The sequence below is a fragment of the Amycolatopsis sp. TRM77291 genome (assembly GCF_054166285.1).
Genome location: NZ_JBSZHF010000001.1, coordinates 3,361,536 through 3,380,035 on the forward strand (window position 1 = coordinate 3,361,536; position 18,500 = coordinate 3,380,035).

At 66.0% G+C, this 18,500-nt stretch carries 6 protein-coding genes; all 6 read right to left on the minus strand.

Features of this window, described 5'->3' with window-relative positions; translation table 11 throughout:
• Positions 1-193: 193 nt before the first annotated feature.
• From ACXIZN_RS15790 to pglW, 6 genes are read right to left on the minus strand one after another with little or no spacing between them, the layout of a single operon-like run.
• Positions 194-2,299 (minus strand): DEAD/DEAH box helicase, encoded by a 2,106-nt coding sequence (locus ACXIZN_RS15790; protein ID WP_457955303.1) that lies wholly within the window; start codon positions 2,297-2,299, stop codon positions 194-196.
• Complete coding sequence (gene brxD / locus ACXIZN_RS15795; protein WP_457955305.1) at positions 2,296-3,618, minus strand: BREX system ATP-binding protein BrxD; 1,323 nt, start codon at positions 3,616-3,618, stop codon at positions 2,296-2,298. The genes ACXIZN_RS15790 and brxD overlap by 4 nt, the downstream gene beginning before the upstream one ends.
• The gene (pglZ, locus tag ACXIZN_RS15800; protein ID WP_457955307.1) at positions 3,615-6,284 is read right to left on the minus strand and encodes a BREX-2 system phosphatase PglZ; all 2,670 of its coding nucleotides are present in this window, start codon (positions 6,282-6,284) and stop codon (positions 3,615-3,617) included. Before pglZ ends, brxD begins: the two co-directional genes overlap by 4 nt.
• Positions 6,281-10,072, minus strand: coding sequence for a PglY protein (locus ACXIZN_RS15805; RefSeq protein WP_457955309.1), 3,792 nt, complete (start codon positions 10,070-10,072; stop codon positions 6,281-6,283). The genes pglZ and ACXIZN_RS15805 overlap by 4 nt, the downstream gene beginning before the upstream one ends.
• Complete coding sequence (gene pglX, locus ACXIZN_RS15810; protein ID WP_457955311.1) at positions 10,072-13,719, minus strand: BREX-2 system adenine-specific DNA-methyltransferase PglX; 3,648 nt, start codon at positions 13,717-13,719, stop codon at positions 10,072-10,074. The genes ACXIZN_RS15805 and pglX overlap by 1 nt, the downstream gene beginning before the upstream one ends.
• Entirely contained in the window at positions 13,716-18,062 is a 4,347-nt protein-coding gene (gene pglW, locus ACXIZN_RS15815; RefSeq protein ID WP_457955313.1) for a BREX system serine/threonine kinase PglW, read from the minus strand. Before pglW ends, pglX begins: the two co-directional genes overlap by 4 nt.
• Positions 18,063-18,500 lie beyond the last annotated feature (438 nt).

Here is an 18,500-nt window from a genome sequence, read left to right on the forward strand (position 1 = left end):
GTCCCCCCTCGGACACGTGGGGGCTCAAGACTCTAGGGAATTGAGCCTGAAATTCTAACGAACAACGACCATGAGACCCTCATCGGTTTCATGGTCGTTTGTCGTTGACAGCAAACTAGCTGTTCCTGCATGTATTGGTCTTCACGATCAGACCAGCCACACCGACGTGGCGAAGCGGATCACGCGTCGGCGTTCATCCAGTGACGAACCGCGTGGGCTCCCTAAGCAGAGCCGCCGCCGCATCCAGATCCGCGAGCCGTGCTGCCAACGTGGCCATGGCGAGCTTTTGCGGCAGGGCCTCGCTGAACTTCAGCCCTTCCATCGCCCGCTCATCGACGTCTGGCAGACACAGGCGCTGCGCGGCATCCGCGACGCCTGACCGCCACATTTCGCGGGTCAGGCCGGAGCGAAGCCGGACGGACACGTCGTCGAACCGCTGCTTCTCGTCGGCCAGCGAGCTCAAGGTCGCAGCGAGGGTGGCGTTGGCGCGGAATCCAGCCCACGTAAACCAGCGCACGTCCATGCCCTGCCTACTGATCACCGTGCCGCCGGGGTGTACCGAGGCGAGCCGGTCCTCGCGCAGCTCCGCCATAACCCGCGTGGCTCGCTGCGTCAGCTTCACTGGCGGATCCTCGCCGAGCAAAACGTCACGCGCGGCGCGGGCGAGATCGAACCCCACGCCACCAACGCCCGGTGTCATCCAGCGTGCGCGGCCGCCAGACTCGGCAGGCTCCACGAAGCACCGGCGACGCTTCCAGTCGATCCACGTGACCTTCCAGCTGCGACCACCGAGCAACAGCAGGCGAGGGCCCTCGACTTTCTCGGTCAGCAACGCCGGATCGGTCCGGCCGATCTCGCGGCGCCCTTCGAGGACTGTGAACTGCGGCGGAGCCGTGAACACCGCGGTCATCCCCATGAAGTGCTGGCGGCCGAATCGACGTTCGGCCTCCTCGCCGATGAACAGGAGTTCGCCGTCTTGGTCGAGAAACCCCTCCTCGACGAGGTAACGGGTGATCGGCTCCGCGCTACGGTCGAACGGCGCGAGCCCGTTCCAGGCCTCGCCCCACAGCCGGTTGCCGACCGAATTCTCCTGCAGGCATAAGGCGAGGATCTGCTGAGCGACGATGTGGCGAGGCTGAGGTGGCGCGTGCACCGGCTCGACGAAACCGCGCCTCCACAACAGAACCAGCGCGTACGCCCAGAGCAGGGAGTTCTCCTCGAGGGCGAGAAAGAGGCAGTTCCGGGTGCTGCCCGGCCGACGACCCGTCCGGCCCAGGCGTTGGAGGAACGACGCCACAGTGGACGGCGCGTTGATCTGGATGACGCGGTCGAGGTCACCGACGTCGATGCCAAGCTCCAAGGTGGAAGTGGACACAATGACACAGTCCCGCGCCTCGGCGAACGCCTGTTCGGCTTGCCTGCGTTCGTCAAGGGAAAGAGAAGCGTGCGACAGGTAGGTTGTCACGCCCCGCTCGCGCAGCGCGGCCCCGATTTCCTCGACTAGCTGACGCGAGTCGCAGAACACCAGCCGTTTCTCGCTGCGGTGCAAGGCCGCGATCACGGTGGCTGCGTTGTGCACCGAGCCGACGTAATCGATCTCGAGCTCGCCCGGCGGAGTGGCCCCAGAGGCCGGCTTGACGTCCGGGGCCACCACGCGGCCCTCTCGCGTAGCTCGGTTCGAACCCTGCAACCAAGTCACCAGCTCATGTGGATTGCCGACCGTTGCCGAGAGGCCGATGCGCTGGATCGGCGCGCCGGTGAGCCGGGACAGACGTTCGAGGACGGCGAGGAGGTGCCACCCTCGGTCGTCACCGGCGAAGGCGTGTACCTCGTCGACCACAATCGCCCGTACACCGGCGAAAAGCTGCTTGTGGTCGACGTTGACGCTGACCAGCATCGCCTCGAGCGACTCGGGCGTGGTGAGCAACAGGTCGGGCGGGTCGCGGAGGATTCCACGACGGGCGCCCGCCGCGATATCGCCGTGCCAGAGCCCGACTCGCCGGCCCAGCCACGCGGCATAGGTCTCGAGCCTCGGCAACAGGTTGTTCAGCAACGCCTTGAGTGGACATACGTACAGCACCGACAGGCCGGTCCAGCGATGTTCCTCCATCGCGCTCAGCAGGGGGAAGCTTGCCGCTTCCGTCTTTCCTCCGGCGGTCGGGGCGAGCAGCACCGCATCGTCTCCATCGAGGACCGGATCGATCGCCTGCTCCTGCAGGGGCCGCAGCGATCGCCAGCCCAAGGTGTTGACAATGTGGTGCACCAGCGCGGGATGCAGCCGCGCCAACGCCTGGGTCACGACAGATCCAGCTCGACGTCGTCCGCGCTCGCGGCGGCGTTGCGCTCGGACTCGGTCAACTCCGTGTTCGACACGGTCAGCGCATAGTGGACGCGGGGATCGAAGTCCGCGAACTCGTCGACGCGGTCCAGCACATCGGCCACCAGCTTGCGCAGGTACAGCCGTGGCGCGACGCCCACCTTGCCGCCGAGCTGGCCGGTCAGCGCCGAGGCCAGGGTCCGCAGGTACGCGTCGTCGACTTCCCTCGCGATCCTTTCGGGTTGCTGCGCGACGCTCGCATACAGTTCACGGGTCCGTTGTCCCAGCTCGACGAGCCGATCCAGGTCGAAGCCGAGCAGTCGGAGCTGCACGGCGCGAGGAGAGTCGAACCGGGCGTCAGTACTGAAGTCCGTCGCCAGTCGTTGGGCCAGCGGTGGCAGGCGCTGGACACCTTGTTGCCCGTCAAAGAACGCCGGTGTTCCAGTCATGACAACGAAGAGACCGGGAAAGCGTCCCGCGTCGATTTCGTCGAGCAGTTGCCGGAGCGCGTTGAGCCCCTTCTCCCGCACGTCGCCGCGCACACGCTGCAGTGTTTCGGTTTCGTCGAGCACGACAAGCAAGCCAGGGTGCCCACAGTCGCGCAACACGGTGAGCAGTCCCTGGAGGAAGCCGAGCGCCCCGAAGTGATCGAGGTCGCCACGTACTCCGGCGGTCCGGCGAGCAGCTGCGGCGACTGATTTTTGCCCGCCCAGCCACGCGATGAGAGCCTCCGCGGTGGCGTTGTCGCCGGCGGTCACAGCCTGCTGGTAGCCCCGCAGCGCCGCGGCGAACGCCGGGGTGGTCCGAGCGACTTCAGCGAGGCGCTGCTCCATTACCTGGCCGACTGCTGCAGTCAACGCTTCTTCGTCGTCTTCGGCGACTTCACCGGTCTCGATGACCTGTTCTTCAAGGGTGTAGAGCCAGGAATCGACGACGGCGCGCAGAGCACTGGGCTGATGGGTGGCGGTGGTCAGCCGCTCGGTAAGGCGCCGGTACACCGTTTCCAGCCGATGCAGCGGTGTCTCGGTCTCGGAAATTTGAATTTCGGTGGTCGCGAGTCCCTTACGTTTCGCGCGCTCGGCAAGCCAGCGCGTGAAGAACGTCTTCCCGGACCCGTATTCACCCCGCACGGCGTGGAAGGTCGCGCCTCCGCGCGCTACGGTCGCCAGATCTTCCTCCATCGCGCCGGCGAACCGGTCCAGGCCGACGGCGAGCAGGTCGAGTCCTGACTGCGGCACTGTGCCGCGTCGCAGGGCATCCACCGCCTCGCGTCGCCGCGCCTCGCTTGCCTGGACGGTCATCGCGCTCGCACTCCGAACTGCGTCTGAAGCATCTCGCGATCAAGCTTGACGCTGCGGTCGCCGTCGCGCAGCGTGAGTACGGGGTAACCATCGACGTTCACCAAGCGCTCCAAAGCCCGGACGAAGAACTCCGGACGGCGCGCGGCACGGCCTGCGCGCTCCGCGACTGCACTGAGCGAGAGCGTCCCGTCTGCTTCGAGCAACGCGTCGATCACCGCCGCCACGACCTGCTTGTCCGGTGCTTTCGGCACGAAAGCCCGTTGAGCGGCATAGAGGTCGGTGGCCACGATCCGGGTACCGACGGATTCGCCCGGCGCATCCACCGCGAACAGCGGTACGGCCGAATCTGGCTCGGGCTTTCGACGGTTGGGCTTACGAGCCCGCGAGGGCTGCTCCGGCAGAACCGTACGCCTCTGCTCCCACCAAGCTGGGGTCACGGCTTCGGGAGGAAGGACGTGCCAGCCAGTCGGCACGAGCTCGTCGGACGGAAGGAGGACGAGGATGGGCACGATCATCTCGGCAAGCGACGCGCCTCCGTGGTACCCGGACTTCCGGGAGGTGTAGCGGATGTCCTCGCGCCACGGCACGGTCACCCGGCCGTCGCCGAGCAGTACGCGCGGTCCGGCCAACTCGATCTCGCCGTCGTCTGCCGGGCCGGTGCGCCATCGGGCCGACGTCCCCTCGGCCTTGGACAGCTTCTCCGCCGACCGTTCCAGGACGTGTCCATGGTCGGATACGAGCACGACCGGACGCCCATATCCTCTCGCGGCGTCCAGGAGTTCACGCAGGTAGGTGATGTCTCGGATCGACCAGCCGGTGCGCTCGCCCTCTTGCCCGTGGTCGAGGGCGTCGTCGATCGTGTTGAGGACGACACCGACGACACCGTCCTCGGCAAGTGCGGTCAGCAGCCCCTCGGAGAGCCGGTGGCCGGCGTCACCCGCGAGGTCGTTCTTGTGGAACAACGCGGCTTTCCGCCGGTGCTTTTGCCAGAACGCGATGAAACCGGCTCGCTCGGCTGCTTGGTCGCCGACCTTCGGCACTCCGGAAAGCAGGCTCGCGCGGCCTGCCTGAGTCACCGAGGGGAACATCGTCACCGCGGCGACGCGTTCGCCCTGGCGCGGAGAGGCTTCTCGCCAACCGCCGGTGGCGGCTTCCTCGGCGATCGCGGTGGCGATCGCGGCGCTCATCCCGTCGAGGACGATGACCAGCGGCGAGCGCTGGCTGGCGACTGGGCGGACGACGGTGTTGAGGACGTCTTCGACCAGCAGACAGCCGCCGGGGTCGATGCTCGACGCACGAGGAACCCACTCTGCCAGTCTCGCGGCGAACTGCTCGTCAAGCCGGTCCCGCCGAGCACGTGCAGCCTGGTGCAAGGCCCGGTAAGCCTGAGCAACGGCTGGATCGCCGCCATCGCCGACCCACAACGTCGTCAGGGCACGGTCCGTCCACGCCCAGTCCATGACCTGGCGGTTCGCGGCGACCGCGACCGAGCCGACGTCCGGAAGCGGCAACGCGAGCCATCTGTGGACCCGTACCGCCATTTCCGCTGCTTTGAGACGGTCCGGTTCGAGCCGCGCCAGGCCATGGTCGCGAATTTCGTCGAGCGCTCGTTCGACCTCGGTGATGCTGCCTTTGACGGGCGTCGGTGACAGCGCACTCGCCAGTGTTCCTAGCGCGGCTGCGTAGCTGGACGGCAGGAACCGGCTGTCGCGAAGGGCTTCGGTGAGGTGCGCGCTCGCAGCGAGCTGCTCGGCACGGTTCGCGACTTCGAGGATCCGCTTCCGGGCTGCCTCCCCGCCGGACTCGGCCTCGCTGAGCCAGCGCTCCAACGTTCCCTCGACCGCGTCGGTGAAAGCACGCAATGCCGGCGGCCGGACGCCGGCCAGTAGCCCGCCGAAGGCCAGCGCGGCCTCTGGAGAGGCGTCCGGACGAGTCGCCACCCTGCCGACAAGGCCGAGTGGCATGGCGTCGGCTGCCTTTCCCGCGGAGGCCAGCCGCAGGACGATCGGAGCGACTTCACCAACCGAATTCGCCAACCAGTCGGTCATACCGGATTGCTCGGATTCGGCGAAGCGTGCAAACCGGTCCGGCCCGGTCGAGTGGAGCGACCAGGCGAGCAGGGCACCGGCATCGAGCGCGTCCTCGCGCAGCGTGCCGATGCCGAGCCGGGCGCCGATGAGCGTGCGCATGGCCGTGTCGCGCGTGAGCACCGACCCGCTGCGGGGCCAGCCACCCGGCGGTTCGGCTTCGAGCAGCGCGTCGATCAGCCACGGCTCGGCGCGAACGCGCGGATCGACGTCCGTGGCACCGAATCGCTGCGCCACGATCCGGGCACGGTCGGCGGTGTGGGTGGAGCGCCCGAGCGCGTAGCCCCGGATGTCCCAGCCAAGCTGGTCGTCATCGAGGCTCGTGGTCACCACGAGGACGTCGTCAGCACCTCGCTCCGCCTGATGCCGCTGCCACGCTTCGACAATGCCGAGCACGGAGTGCTGATCGGTGACATGCACCCGCTTCCGGTCTTGCTCGGTGTTCAGGGAGAAATCGCAGCTCCCGTCTTCGTACCGACCGTAGATCAGCACGAGCCGACGCTCCTTGGCCCGCGGCAGCCAGTCCGTGAGCAAGGTTTCGATCATCCGTTTGGTCAGCTGCGGCGGTGCTGTGGTCACGGCCGGTCCTCGTGGACGATGTGCCAGTCCAGGACGATCTCGACGTCCGGATGGTTCTTCGCGTAGTCACGAATCTCGGTCGAGAAGTCGTCCAGAATGGCTTGCAGCCGCTGTTCGACGACGCTGGCCGTGATCCGGCGCGCGGCGGGCTTCGCCTGTCCGCTGACTGGTTGTGGGTTCTCCGCAGGGCGGGGCTGCGGCGAGTCCAGCGGCAACCCCTCCTGAACCGACGGGAGGGTCGGTGCAGGAGGAGGCGTCGCCACAGCGGCGAGCGCCGCGGCTTCCTCGATCAGCCCGACGGCGCGACGGCGGACACCGCTCAGCACCGGAGGCAACGAGCGGGTGAACTCGTCGACTGCGGCCGTGTCGCCGATGTCGGCGAGCAGCCGACGGGCCTGCGTGTCGACGGTGTCCCCCCGGCCGACGAACCTGCCTACGGATTCGACGAGCTTCCAGTCGACTTGGTCGAGCGCGTCGAGCACCTGCGGCGCGGTGGCGATGGCATTGCCCAGCACCTGGTCGTTCACGTCGTGATCGTCAGCATCGGCGAGTTCGCGCACGATAGTCGTGGCGTCGCGGGTAGCCGAGAGCCGGGCGAGCAGGTTGGCGGCGTAGCGAGCGATGGTGATGCGGGCTGCCGTCACGGGTACACCCAGCTGGTCAGCCCGCGTCTCCAGCGTCCGGCGGAGGTTGTTGACCGCTGTCTCCAGGCTTGTCACCTTTTCGCGAACGTCGGAGGCGAGGCGGTTGACGTTACGCGCGACCAGATATTCGGGCACGTTCACCCCGAAGAGCGCCGACGCCCGGGTGCGCGCGACGGCGAACTCATCCGCTGACGGGAGTTCCTGAGCCCGCAAAGCGTGCCCGGGACCGATTTTGTCCAGCTCCGGCGCCTCGCGCAGCGGTGAACCATGCATGACCCAGGCGCGGTCGGACAGCAGCGCGTAGGTCGCGATGATCAAGTTGGCGACCGCTTTGTCCAGCCCGGTGTAGCCGAGCTCCTCAATCCACAAGCGGATGTTCTCGACGGAGTAATCGCCGTCGACGCCGTGCTGTCCGGCTGCCTGATCGATGCGGCGCCGCCACTCGGCGGAGACGTTGAGCGGACCGTCGGAGACTTCACCGAGTTCGAGCGGATGCACGATCCGCCTGACCAGTGCCAGCTGCGGCCGGTCGACCACGACTCGCCGCTTGCCCTCCTCCATCGCCTGTGTGATCCAGCCGAGGACGGTCTTCAACTCGCCGATGGTGATCGCCTTGCGGTTCCCGGTCGTGTCGAAGTCCGGGTGTTTCGGGTAAAGGGCGGAGAACAAGCCGTCCGCGAGGGCAAGCCCGTTCTGCTCGAAGCCAGCGCCGGCCAGCAGCCGTGGCGTGTGCCCGGGCTGCAGCGACAGCACGTGTCCCTCATCGCCGACCTGCGCGCCGAGTGTGGACTCTTCGGCTCGCGCGATGCCGTAGACCTGCATCAGGGACGCCGTGAGCTGGGATTCGAGGGTGTCGGCCTGGGCTTGCAGTTGGTGGCGGATCTTTACCCTGTTGTCTGCGGACATTTCCCCGGCGTAGTCGTCGAGCCGGTTGCGCTCGAGCAGATACTGGATCTTGAGCAGCCGTCCCAGCTGGTTGACCTTCTGCGTGGACAGGAAGTGCGGGACCCAGGTGATCGTGGCGCCGGTGAAGCCCTCGCGTCGAAGCCGGTTCACGCGGGCGATGTCGTCACTCGGCGGGTGGCCGTGCTGGTCGAAGGGGTAGTCGAGGATGATCCGGATCCGCCCGGGCACGCTGGGACCGAACTGCACGTCCGGCAGGTCCTGGCTGTCGCGGATGTTGGCGAACACGAATTCCGCGGTTCGGCGTGTCCCCTTCCACACGACCTCGCGTTCGCAGACGAAGTTCTCGACATCGCGAATGCCGAGCTTCTGCCACAGCTGTCGTTTGGTCCAGATCCGTCGGGCGCCGATCGAGTCCTGCTCGCCGACGGCGTCCAGCAACGGCTCGATGTCCAAATCGGACAGTTGCAGGCGGAACACCGGGTCCTCGTCCCCTTCGGACCGCAGCTCACCGAATTCCGCAGCCAGCTCACGCATCCGGGTGACCACCATGGTCCCGGGAGCAACGGTACGCGAGCGGATGGAGCCGTGGTTCAGGGCCGCCAGCCGTGCTCCGGTCAACCGTGCCAAAGCGGACACGTCCGGTGCCAACGCAGCCAGCATCAAGGTTTTGACGAAACGATCGTCGGCGATGAACCGGGGGTCACTCTCACTGCCGTACTTGGCCAGCAGGTTCGCGCGTACTTTCGTATGGAGTCGCTGTGCTGCCGCCGAATCCTGCCGCAAGCGCTCGGTGAAGGCTTCCCCGGTGCCGTCGGCGAGAACGTCCCACAGGTCACCCAGCGGGATCAGCTCGCCGAGTTTCATGTCGGCGCGGCGCCGGTACAGCATTTCCTGCAGAAGCTTGAGGCCGGTGCGTTCACGCTGGAGCGCACCGGACAGCGCGACGAGCACGTTGAGCAGCGCAGGTGAGAGCGGGTAGACGGCGCGGAAGTCCGTCCAGTCGGCACCGGTGGCGCCGTTGGCGTCCAGCAACACATCGCGCACAGCCGAGTTCGTGGACTCGATGGCGGCGAAAGCGTCTTCCAACGTGGTCTTCGCCTGCGGTGTCTTCGGTTTGAGAACCCGTTCCTTGATGATCGCCGGCAGGTTGCGGTCTTCCAGCGACACGATGTCGAACCGCTCGGCCAGGTACTGCACCTGCGCCTCGAGGTTCTTCACGTCCGCGCCGGTGACGTCCTCACCGACGAGCTTGGACAGATCCCGCTGCCGGGAGATGAACGAGACGATCGGCAACGCGCGGTCGGCGTTGCCGGACTCGATCAGCTTGACGAGCTTGCTGACCTGCGTGTTGACGAACTCCTGGTCGGCCATGTGAGCCTGCAACCACAGGATCAGCTCGTCAAGGAAGAGGATCAGCCCGTCGTAGCCGAGACCGCGGGCGTGGCGGCTGATCACCGACAGGCCGTCCTCCAGCGGAAGGAACGCCTCGGCATCGCCCGTGGCACCGCGGCTGTACGCCGACATCGGTCCGGACAGCAGCGCCGAGACCAAAGCCTCGCGCACAGGATCGCCGGCGGGAGCGCTGAACGCCTGATCAAGTTTGGCGGACGTCCACGCCCGGACGGTGGAGCCCTCGATGACGTCCAGATCGTCGAGGTCGTCTTCCGCGGCTGCTGGCGCTTCGCTGCCCAGCCATTCGGCAAACCTCGCGTCGTCGGCGAGGAACTCCCGCTGTCCCCTGGCGTTGTCGAGCATCGCATCGGCACGGTAGACGGCTGGAGTGCCGTGCTGAGGGTGCAGACGACGGACGGTGCTGACGTATCCACCGAGGATCGCCGAGTCGATGTCGGTGGCGCCGACCAGGTGGTAGGGCACCATCAGGAACTTCTTGCCGCGCAACCAGTCGTCATGCTCAGCGATCACCGGCTGCAGCCCGGCCTTGGCGCGGGCGACCGGTTCGTTGTTGAGGACCGCGTGCAGCACGGTCAGGAAGTGGCTCTTACCGGAACCGAACGAGCCATGCAGGTAGGCGGCATGGGAAGCACCGTCTCGAACGGCGGCTCGCACGATCGACAGCGCCTTGCCGAACGCCTGCCGGAGCTGATCGGTCACCACGTACTCAGCGACGCGGGCGTCGGTCTCGACAAAACCCTTGGTGAGGTCGATCTTGAAGTCGCCGGCGTGGACGGATTCCGGGATGTCGATGACGTCCCGCAGGTAGATCTCGGGGCCGCTCACTACTGATCACCCTTTACGCTGCTGGTGCGGCGCCCGCGGCGCGGAGCCGTGGGACGCCATGTGGTCAGGTCCTGCATCGCCAGCTGATGCTTGGTCAGCTGCTCGTCGAGGAACGCCTGGTATTCCTCGGCCGGCACGCCGCCCCACTCTGCGTCGTACTCGCCGTGCCACTGCTTGACCCACGGCATGACCTCGGCGAGCCCGGCCAGCAACGGCTTCAGGCGTTCGGCTTCCCAACCGGCTTCCTGAGTGCGGTCGTTGATGACGTTGACCAGGGCCTGCGCTTGGTCTTTGTGATCCCAACCAGCCCAGCCGAGCAGCAGCGTCGGGTCACCGTCGGGACTCGCCTCGAGGTAGGAGATGAAGCGTTCCTTGGGCACGTCAAGCTTTCCGCGCTGAGACCAGTAGCTGGTCTTGCGGAAATCCGCGGAGGTGTACTTCGGCGGCACCGGGATGTCGAGACGCTCGCCTGTCCTGTCTTCTTCGCGCTGCTGTTCCCAGACCTTCTCCCACTGCGCGCGCTTGCGCAGCCCGGGGTCCTTATAGCGCATCGCGGCGAGGAACGGCACGTGCTCGCTGGCGATGATCTTTTCCAGAACCTGAGCCAGCGTGAGGTCGCGCTTGCTGAGATGGTCGGTGGCATAGAGCTGCGCGACCGACTGCATGTCTGCGTCGTCCCGGAACGCGTCGGCGAGCTGGCTGATCGTCAGTACCCGTGGCTGTTCAAACCCGTCCCGCAGGCTGTACCAGAGGCTGCGTCGCTCACAGCGGTCGAGCAGCCAGGTTTCGAGGGCTTCCGCTTCCTTCTTTTCCCAGGGCTGCGTTGCCCAGCGACGCTTGCACTCCGGACGCTCGATCAGTGCAATGTCGCGCCGCTGCTCGATAATGTCAATCCGGGCTTGGACGATCTGCTGGTACCACTCGGGCCAGTGCGCCGGGATTTCGGTGATGGGGGTCGAACCGTGGCGTTCGAACCAGGCGGTCTCGATCTCGCCTGCGGCGGCCTTGCGAGCCAATACGATCTCAAAGGCCCGCTCGCCAAGGCGCATTTCGGGAACGGTGTCACGGTCGGCGGCGATGACACGCGCGAGGTCGGCGGCCGTCAGCAGTTCATAGAGACCGTAGGTGTACCAGTCGAGTTCTTCCTGCAGCGCTATCAGCTGACTACGAACGTACTTGTGCTCGGCACAAGTCATGTCGAGTCGCTTGCGCGACGGCACTTCGCTACCACATAACACGCCCGGCTCTAGCGCCGTGAGCCGCCGCGCGAGCGAATCCAAGCTGCGGCCGAATTCGAGCGGCAGGGTACCTGGAAGCGGTAAATCCTGCAGTTTGGTGCCCGTGAACTCGTATCGCTCTTCCCAGTCTTCGTCCTGAAGTCCGCGTCCGAGCCCACTGCCACCCTTCCCTTGGCTCACCTGCTTAAGCCAGAAGCACGCCGTCGACGAGTTCAATACACCCAGCAGCGCCAGGTGATCGTCCTCGCTTGCTCGCTCCGGCAACTTGATCACTGGCGCAGACCGGTTGAAGACTTTGCCACCTCGGTCAAGTACGAAGTGGTTATGAGTAGCCACAAACGCAAATGCGATGGACAGCGGCACTCGGTAGCGCCTTTCGAAAAACATCGAGTACTCAAACCAGGATAGGCCGCGCTGAAGCTGGGTACTGCCGTAGGCAACACGATTCCGCAGGATTGCTCGATGTGGCCAGAGGAAGGTTTCAAGTGGTCTCGTTGCCTGCGGTTGCAGTGTCGCAGCGTCGTATGGCCAGAGCGACATGACTGGATCTGTGATCCGATAATCGCGCGTCACTTCACCCTCTACGATCGGCCGCAGATGTGCCGCATCAACGCCACTCCGTCGTAACGCACCGTCCCCGACCATATAGGCATTGTCCTCGCGCGTGACAGTGCCAAAACCGATCTCAGCCACTCGGTCTTCAAGTGTAGCTCTCGTCATGCGGTTAAGAACTTCAAGGAGACCACCGGCGCCTCCACCCGAAAGTGACCACGGATGTTGGCCGAAAACCTGACGGTCAGAATCTTCGACTGAGACCCATTCAGACTCACTGCCCGGCTTGTCAATCTGCTCGACAATCGCCGACCAGATCAGCCCATCTGAGGGTTCTGCTGGCTGACTCGGTTCACCTCGAACTCCGAGAACGGCCCTGACTGGGTCGTTCTGACGGTAGGGGTGGTTGCGGCCGACGAGGATTACTGTCGGCGTTCCGTGCCCAGGAATGTAAGCGCCGGAGGTGTCGATGATGTGACTCAATTGCACGGTCTTGAAGAAGTTCTCGATAAGCTTCTTCCCGAACTCGCGTTTCATGAACGAGTTTGCGGTGATCTGGCCGACGAAACCAGCGCTTCGGTCGTTGCCATCGCGGCGGATCGCGAGCTGGAAGAGGCGCTGGGCAAAGGGCACCGACAACGCGTAGGTGCCGGAGCAGGCGTCATAGCCTTCACGGTAGTTCTGATTTTCTCGCTTATCCTTGACCGTGATGTAGGGAGGATTGCCGACGACGGCGTGGTAAGAGGCACGGCCTAGGAGGTCGCACGAGTCTATGAACTCGGCGACGTCCTCGGTGGCGTATGTGTGCGGCTTTTCGGACGGGAACAGCTCGCCCTGGATACCCGGTGCTCCCCGGCCGTGCATCAGCGAGTCGCCAGCTGCGACGTTGATCGGGAACGTTGGGGCAGCGGCCAAGCGCGTTTCACCCGCAGCGCGAAGTGCAGTCACCAGTAGGCGAAATCGGGCAATAGACACCGCGAACGGGTTCTTGTCGCAGCCGTGCACCGACTCCAGCGAGCGCTTGATCAGCTCCCAATCATTGGTTCCAGGCTCAGCGATCCGCCAACTGGCAAGCAATCGGCGAAAGATGCCCAGCAGGAAGTGGCCCGACCCGCAGGCCGGGTCGATCGTCCGCAGGTCCTTAAGACCGAACTCTTCGACAGCAGGCTCCAGCGTCAGGTCGAGGATAAACTCCTCGACGAACTCCGGTGTCTGCAGCAACGCATAGGTCTTGCGAGCATGCTCAGAAAGATCTTGGTAGAGGTCACCGAGAAACCGAGTGTCCCACTCGGGATCGGTGAAGTCGTAGCGGAGCTCTTCGTCGGGGCGCCGCCAGAACTTAAGCAGCGTCGTCGCAGCCTCGTACGATGGTGTGATCTCCCACAGCGGGTTGTGTCGCTTGTCGATGAGCCCGGCAGCTGTGGGGTGAGTGTCGGCGAGGTGGTCGAATGCCGCAATCAGCCAGTCCCGGTCGTTGTGCCCCGTGAACTTGCGGTTGTATGCCTCGTGGTGCTCCTCCGCTTCCCTGAGCCGCTCGCCAGGGCCGGAGATGAACGGACGCTCAATGAGCCCGTTGTCCTCACAGAACCGCACGAACACCGTACCGAGTACCCATGCGGCCGCAACCTGGGTAACACGGGCGTCGAGCCACGACTCGTAGGTAGCAGCGGTGCGTTTCTTCTCGAAGGCGTCGTCGTATTCAGTCCGCAGCGCGTTGGCGAACTTGGGCTCCTCACCGGCGCGCTCCCGGAGGTCATCCTCAAGCAGCAGTACCTGACGTTGCAGGTCCTTCACCAGCTGCTTGCCGTCCACCGCGTGCCTTGCCGTCGTCACCAGTCGCCCTTGTCCTTCACTCACGCCGCACCATCCGTGGTGTGGAGCTCTTCGAGGAACGCGCGATCGAGCACCACACGTTCGCTGTCGGTCAGTACTTCGACGATCTTGCCGTCCAGCTGCGGTGTGTCGAGCGCCGACTCCCCCGGGCACAGCAGCCACAGGCCGTGCGGCGCCTCGTCGGGCCGGCGGGCCGCGTTCTGCAGCTCCGTCAGCAAGGCGTGGCCACCTTCGTCGAAGTAGCGTGCGACCATGCCCGCATGGTGCAGGAACAGCACCATGCCGGGCTCGCGCACCGAGTCGCCGATGCGGGATCGCACCCGGTCCCAGGTCGCCCGCACATAGGACGCCAGGCCAGGCGAGATGACGCCGGTCTCGCTGAACCGGGCGTCCAGTTTGCCGACTTTCGCCCAATCCTGTCCGCGCTCGGTGACCAGCGCCCGGAATGCCGCCACGAACTCACGGTCGACATCGATCGACCGCACCGGATACCGGGCGGCGATGCCCTCCGGAGTACCAGGCAGGTAAGCCCCTCTCAGGGTGAGAGCGAGGAATCCGCCACGCTCGATCGCCGCAGTGAGCTTCCGCGCCAGAACCTCATGGGGATCCGCGCCGGCAGCCCGCCAGTGTCCGTGTCCGCTGAGCGCTGACGCAGAGGCGGAAAAGCGCGGCTGCTCGAGCGGCGGCGGCCGGAACACCTTGTCCGACGTGTCGTAGTTCAGCGGAAAGCCGGCAGCGTGCAAAGCGTCTTCGAGTTCGACGTGAGTGAGCCGCTCGTTCACGTCGAGGGCCGGGAATCGGGCCCGGACCTTGGCGATCAGGTCGGGCTGGGTGATGCCGCGGTCACGCACGCCAGCCGCGGCCTGTGAGATCCGGAGCGCGCGCACCAGGTCCAGCTCACGCGGATACAGCTCCAGCCGCGGGGAGGCCGCCGCGTGCTCGGACATCACCGACGCCAGCTCGACGAGCAGGGTGTCTGCCAGCGGCTGCAGGCCCTCCGGTGCAGGCACCGCGCGCAACTCGCGTACGACGACCCCCCGGCCGGGCAGTGGCTCCCGCCCCACCAAATCGTCGGCGCGGACACCGAGAGCGAAGGCGTAGTCTGCCATCTCCGGGGCACTCGGGTCTTGGGAGCCCGGCAGCGACTCCAGCGCGATCAGCACCCGCTGCCCACGCCGCTGCACCGCCAGTCGCGGGCCGCTACCTTCGACGTCGTCGGTGTGCAGGCCGGCCCAAACCTCGGTCTCGACCGCGGCGCGCACGATCGCCATCGCCCGCGCCATGGTGCGTTCCGCATCGTCGTCGCCAGCGCCGTGCCGGGTACGCAGCGCGGCGGCCAGGGCTTGGACGGTAACGACCCGGCCGGCCTCGGCCACGGCGTCGACGAGCTCATTGCGGATCGTGGTCAGCCACGGCGCGGCCGCCCACTCCTTCGTCGCGGCGTTGAGGTGCCGCGACACCGACGGCTGCGAGATTTTGAGGCGCTTGGCGACCGCGCCTTGCGAGGCCCACGGCTCCAGCGGCTCGCCACCGTCAGGCAGACCGAGCGTCAACCGGATGACGTCGGCCTTCTTCGACCCCCGGCGTGTTTGCGCAGGTGACAGCAGTGCGGCCAGGTCCTCGATGGTCTGGTGGTCCTCGTCGGCCGTATGCGCGGCTGCGGACTCCACAGCATGCAGGAGCTGCTTGGACCACTGCTTGTGCCGACGGTTGAGCTCCTTGCGGACGACCGCGCCCGCGCCGCGTGCCTTGGCGATCAGGTGCAGCGGAACATCGAGCAGTTGGCCCACGGTGGTGGCCTCGAAGCCCTGGGCCACCGACACCGCGCGCGGTGTCAGGCCGGCCAGCTCGAGCGCAGTGTCCAGCTTGGCGGCGGCCGCGTGGGCGTCACGAGTGGCCTCTAGTGACCCGTTTTCCAGCCCGACCGTGGCCTGCGTGGTGGGTGGGGCGGCGGTGTCGGCATCGACGAACACCGCGCGCCACTGGTCCTCCATCTGCCGGTACGTGTCGAAGCGTTGGTCGACATCGCGATGGAAAGCACGCAGGAAGAACTCGGTGAGACCGTCCCGAAGAGCCGGGTCGAACAGGTCCGACGCGATCGTCGGCGTCTCGTCGTTCGTGGTCTGCGGATTATTCATGCCGTCGCCCCAAACCGGGCGCTGACCAGTGGCCATCTCGTGCAAGGTCAACGCTGCCGCGTATCGCTCGGCGTGGTCGTCGAAGGCAGGGCGCCGGACGGAGCCGAGGAACGGGTCGAGGTAGCCGCGAGTACCCGCGTGGACGTCACGATCGGAGGCGTCCGCGAGCGAGAAGTCGAACAGCATCAGCTGGGTGGACCGGTCAGCCCGCCGATATACCCCGAAGTTGTCCGGCTTGAGGTCCCGGTGCCGTACGCCCTTTCCGGCGAGGTGATCGAGGGCGGTGAACAGGTCTTTGCCGTAGCGGTCGAGGTTGTGGTAGCTGAGCTTGCCTTCGGCGCGCAGCAGCGCACCAAGCGTCGAACCGGATACGTCCTCACCACCGGCGAACTCGAGATCGAGCACGGTCCGGCCGGCGAGCTCGCGAGGACCGTCGAGCAAGCGGACGATCACGCCACCGCCGACTTGGCCCAGCGCCGCTGCCTCGGCACGCAGTCGAGCCGCCTTGGCGTCGTCCAGCGCGACCTTGAAGACGCGCCGCTCGCGGTGCGGCTTGCCGTCCTCGTCCTCAATGTCCCGTTTGACGAGCAGGGCTCGGGCCGTGGCGCCGGTGCCGAGGACCCGTTCGACTTCCCAGTCGCGATCGACCATCTGTCCGGGCGAGGCGGTGAGGGGGTCCACCAGCGTGGTGGCCTCTTCGACGGGAGCGGTGTCTTTCGCGGCAGCATCCAGGCGTGCCAGGAACGCCTCGGCCGAATCGAGCCGGTCTGCGACGTCGGCGCGGGTCGCGTCGAAGATCAGCGCGTCGAGGGGGTCGGAAACGACGTCGGAGACAGCGTAGGGGTGCAGGCCCTTGTCGGTGGCCAGCCGTTCGATCAGTCCACTGCGCTGGGTAGCAGGAGGCTGACCGGTCGTGACGAAGTAGGCGATTGCGCCAAGCCCGAAGACGTCGAGGTCAACAGGGTCAGCGAACGGTGTGTCGACCTCCGGCGCGAGGTACACCTCAGCGGAGTTCGAAACGTGCTCACCCGGCAGCGAGGTGTTTCCGATCGAGGAGAAACCGGTGGTGTCGAAGTCGCGTGCCGCCGCCTGCCAGTCGATGATCCGCATGACGGGGCGAGACCCATCATCTTTGGCCGACACATACACCGAGCGGGCGGCCAGCGCACGGTGGTAGAGCGAGCGGCTATGCGCATAGCGGACGGCTTCGGCGAGCTGGCGCACCATGTCGAGGCGAACATCGGCATCGAGGTGCTCACCATGGACCGCGAGGTACGAATCCAGCCGAAGATCGTCCGCACGATGGTGGAACAGGATCGCCGGTCCGCCCCCGTGGTCGCGAATCTGTACCGCCTGGGCGATACCGCGGTGGGTGATGCCTTGCAGTACCTGATACTCGCGGCGTGCCGCGCGTTCCACCGACTGCTGTCGTTCTTCACTCGCCTGCAGGGCAGTGAGGTAGATCCTCACCCTGCCCTCTTCGCGGACGATCCCCTTTCGCTCGGCAAGGCGGTCTTCCCAGGTGGGGCCCGCGTCGAGCAACTCCGAGTCGAGTGTCCAGTCGTCACCGAAGCGCAGATGCGCCGTTGATGCGCGGATACCGATCTCTTCGAGGAGCTTTTCCAGAACCGACGAGAAGGCCGGCGTGATCCGCTGCGAGTCCTGCTGGGGCGGACGGGACAGGAGGTCTCGCCACAGTTCCGGCAGACCATGAGGGACGCCGTCGCGACCGAAAACCTTGGTGTTCTGAACTTCATCCAGCTCGGACCGCAAGTCCGGTGCTGACAGGAACACAGCGGGTTCCACGCGTGGAACCCGCTGGCTGATCTGCAGCCGCTTCGCGGCCCACTCCAGCCTGCCCTTGAGCTCCTTGGACTTGAGGTCGGTGAGATGCAGAGGGTTGCGGAGGATGCGCGGCCGACGGGAGCCTTCTTGGAAGAACCGCCAGGTCTCGCCGTTGTTCACGACCCGCCCAGGGTGTCCTTTGAGCTCGACCAGGTACAGACCGCCAGGGACCGCGATCAGCAGGTCGCATTCGTTGACCCGGCCTGAGGCCCCCGTGAACGAGAAGGTCGCCCACGCGCGGTAAGGCTCTGCGTTGGGCATGAGCCTGCGTACGTGATCAAGCCCGTCTTGCTCCCACGGGTAGGGCGATGTCCGCTCCTGGAACCAGCGCTTCCGCTGCGATGAAGGTCCAGGTTTGGGTACAGATGGTCCACCGCCCGACACACAGCCTCCCCTTTTGCTGATCAACCGACCGCCGACGATCCTAAGTGCCTACGCCAGGTGGGTGCTGCACCCTACGAGGTCAGGCAGTCGATAGTCACTCACTCGCTATCGAGTCGACGTCACACTCCGTTACGTTACAACCTCCTCGTAATTCGTAACGGTTAGGTCAGGAGACTGACAGTGGGTGAGCAGCTCCGTCAGCGCCCCGGCCCGGCGTCCTGCACCCTCGAGAGCACTGGAGCGCCCTCATCTGCGTTGAGCAACATCCTGCTTCCCAACACGGCCCGGCCTCCGTCCGTGGCGGCAGGGGCTGCGCAAGACTTCTTGACTATGCCGGAGTCCCTCCACTGCAGACTTGTCCAATAGCTCCGGCTTAGGTTCGGACAACAAACAGACTCGCTGGCCGGGTCAGCTCACCCGACGGAAAGCATCAATTTC

Bases quoted from the DNA above. Each gene is read 5' to 3' on its own strand.
- brxD (WP_457955305.1), bottom strand. From the start codon at position 3,618: ATGACCGTCCAGGCAAGCGAGGCGCGGCGACGCGAGGCGGTGGATGCC.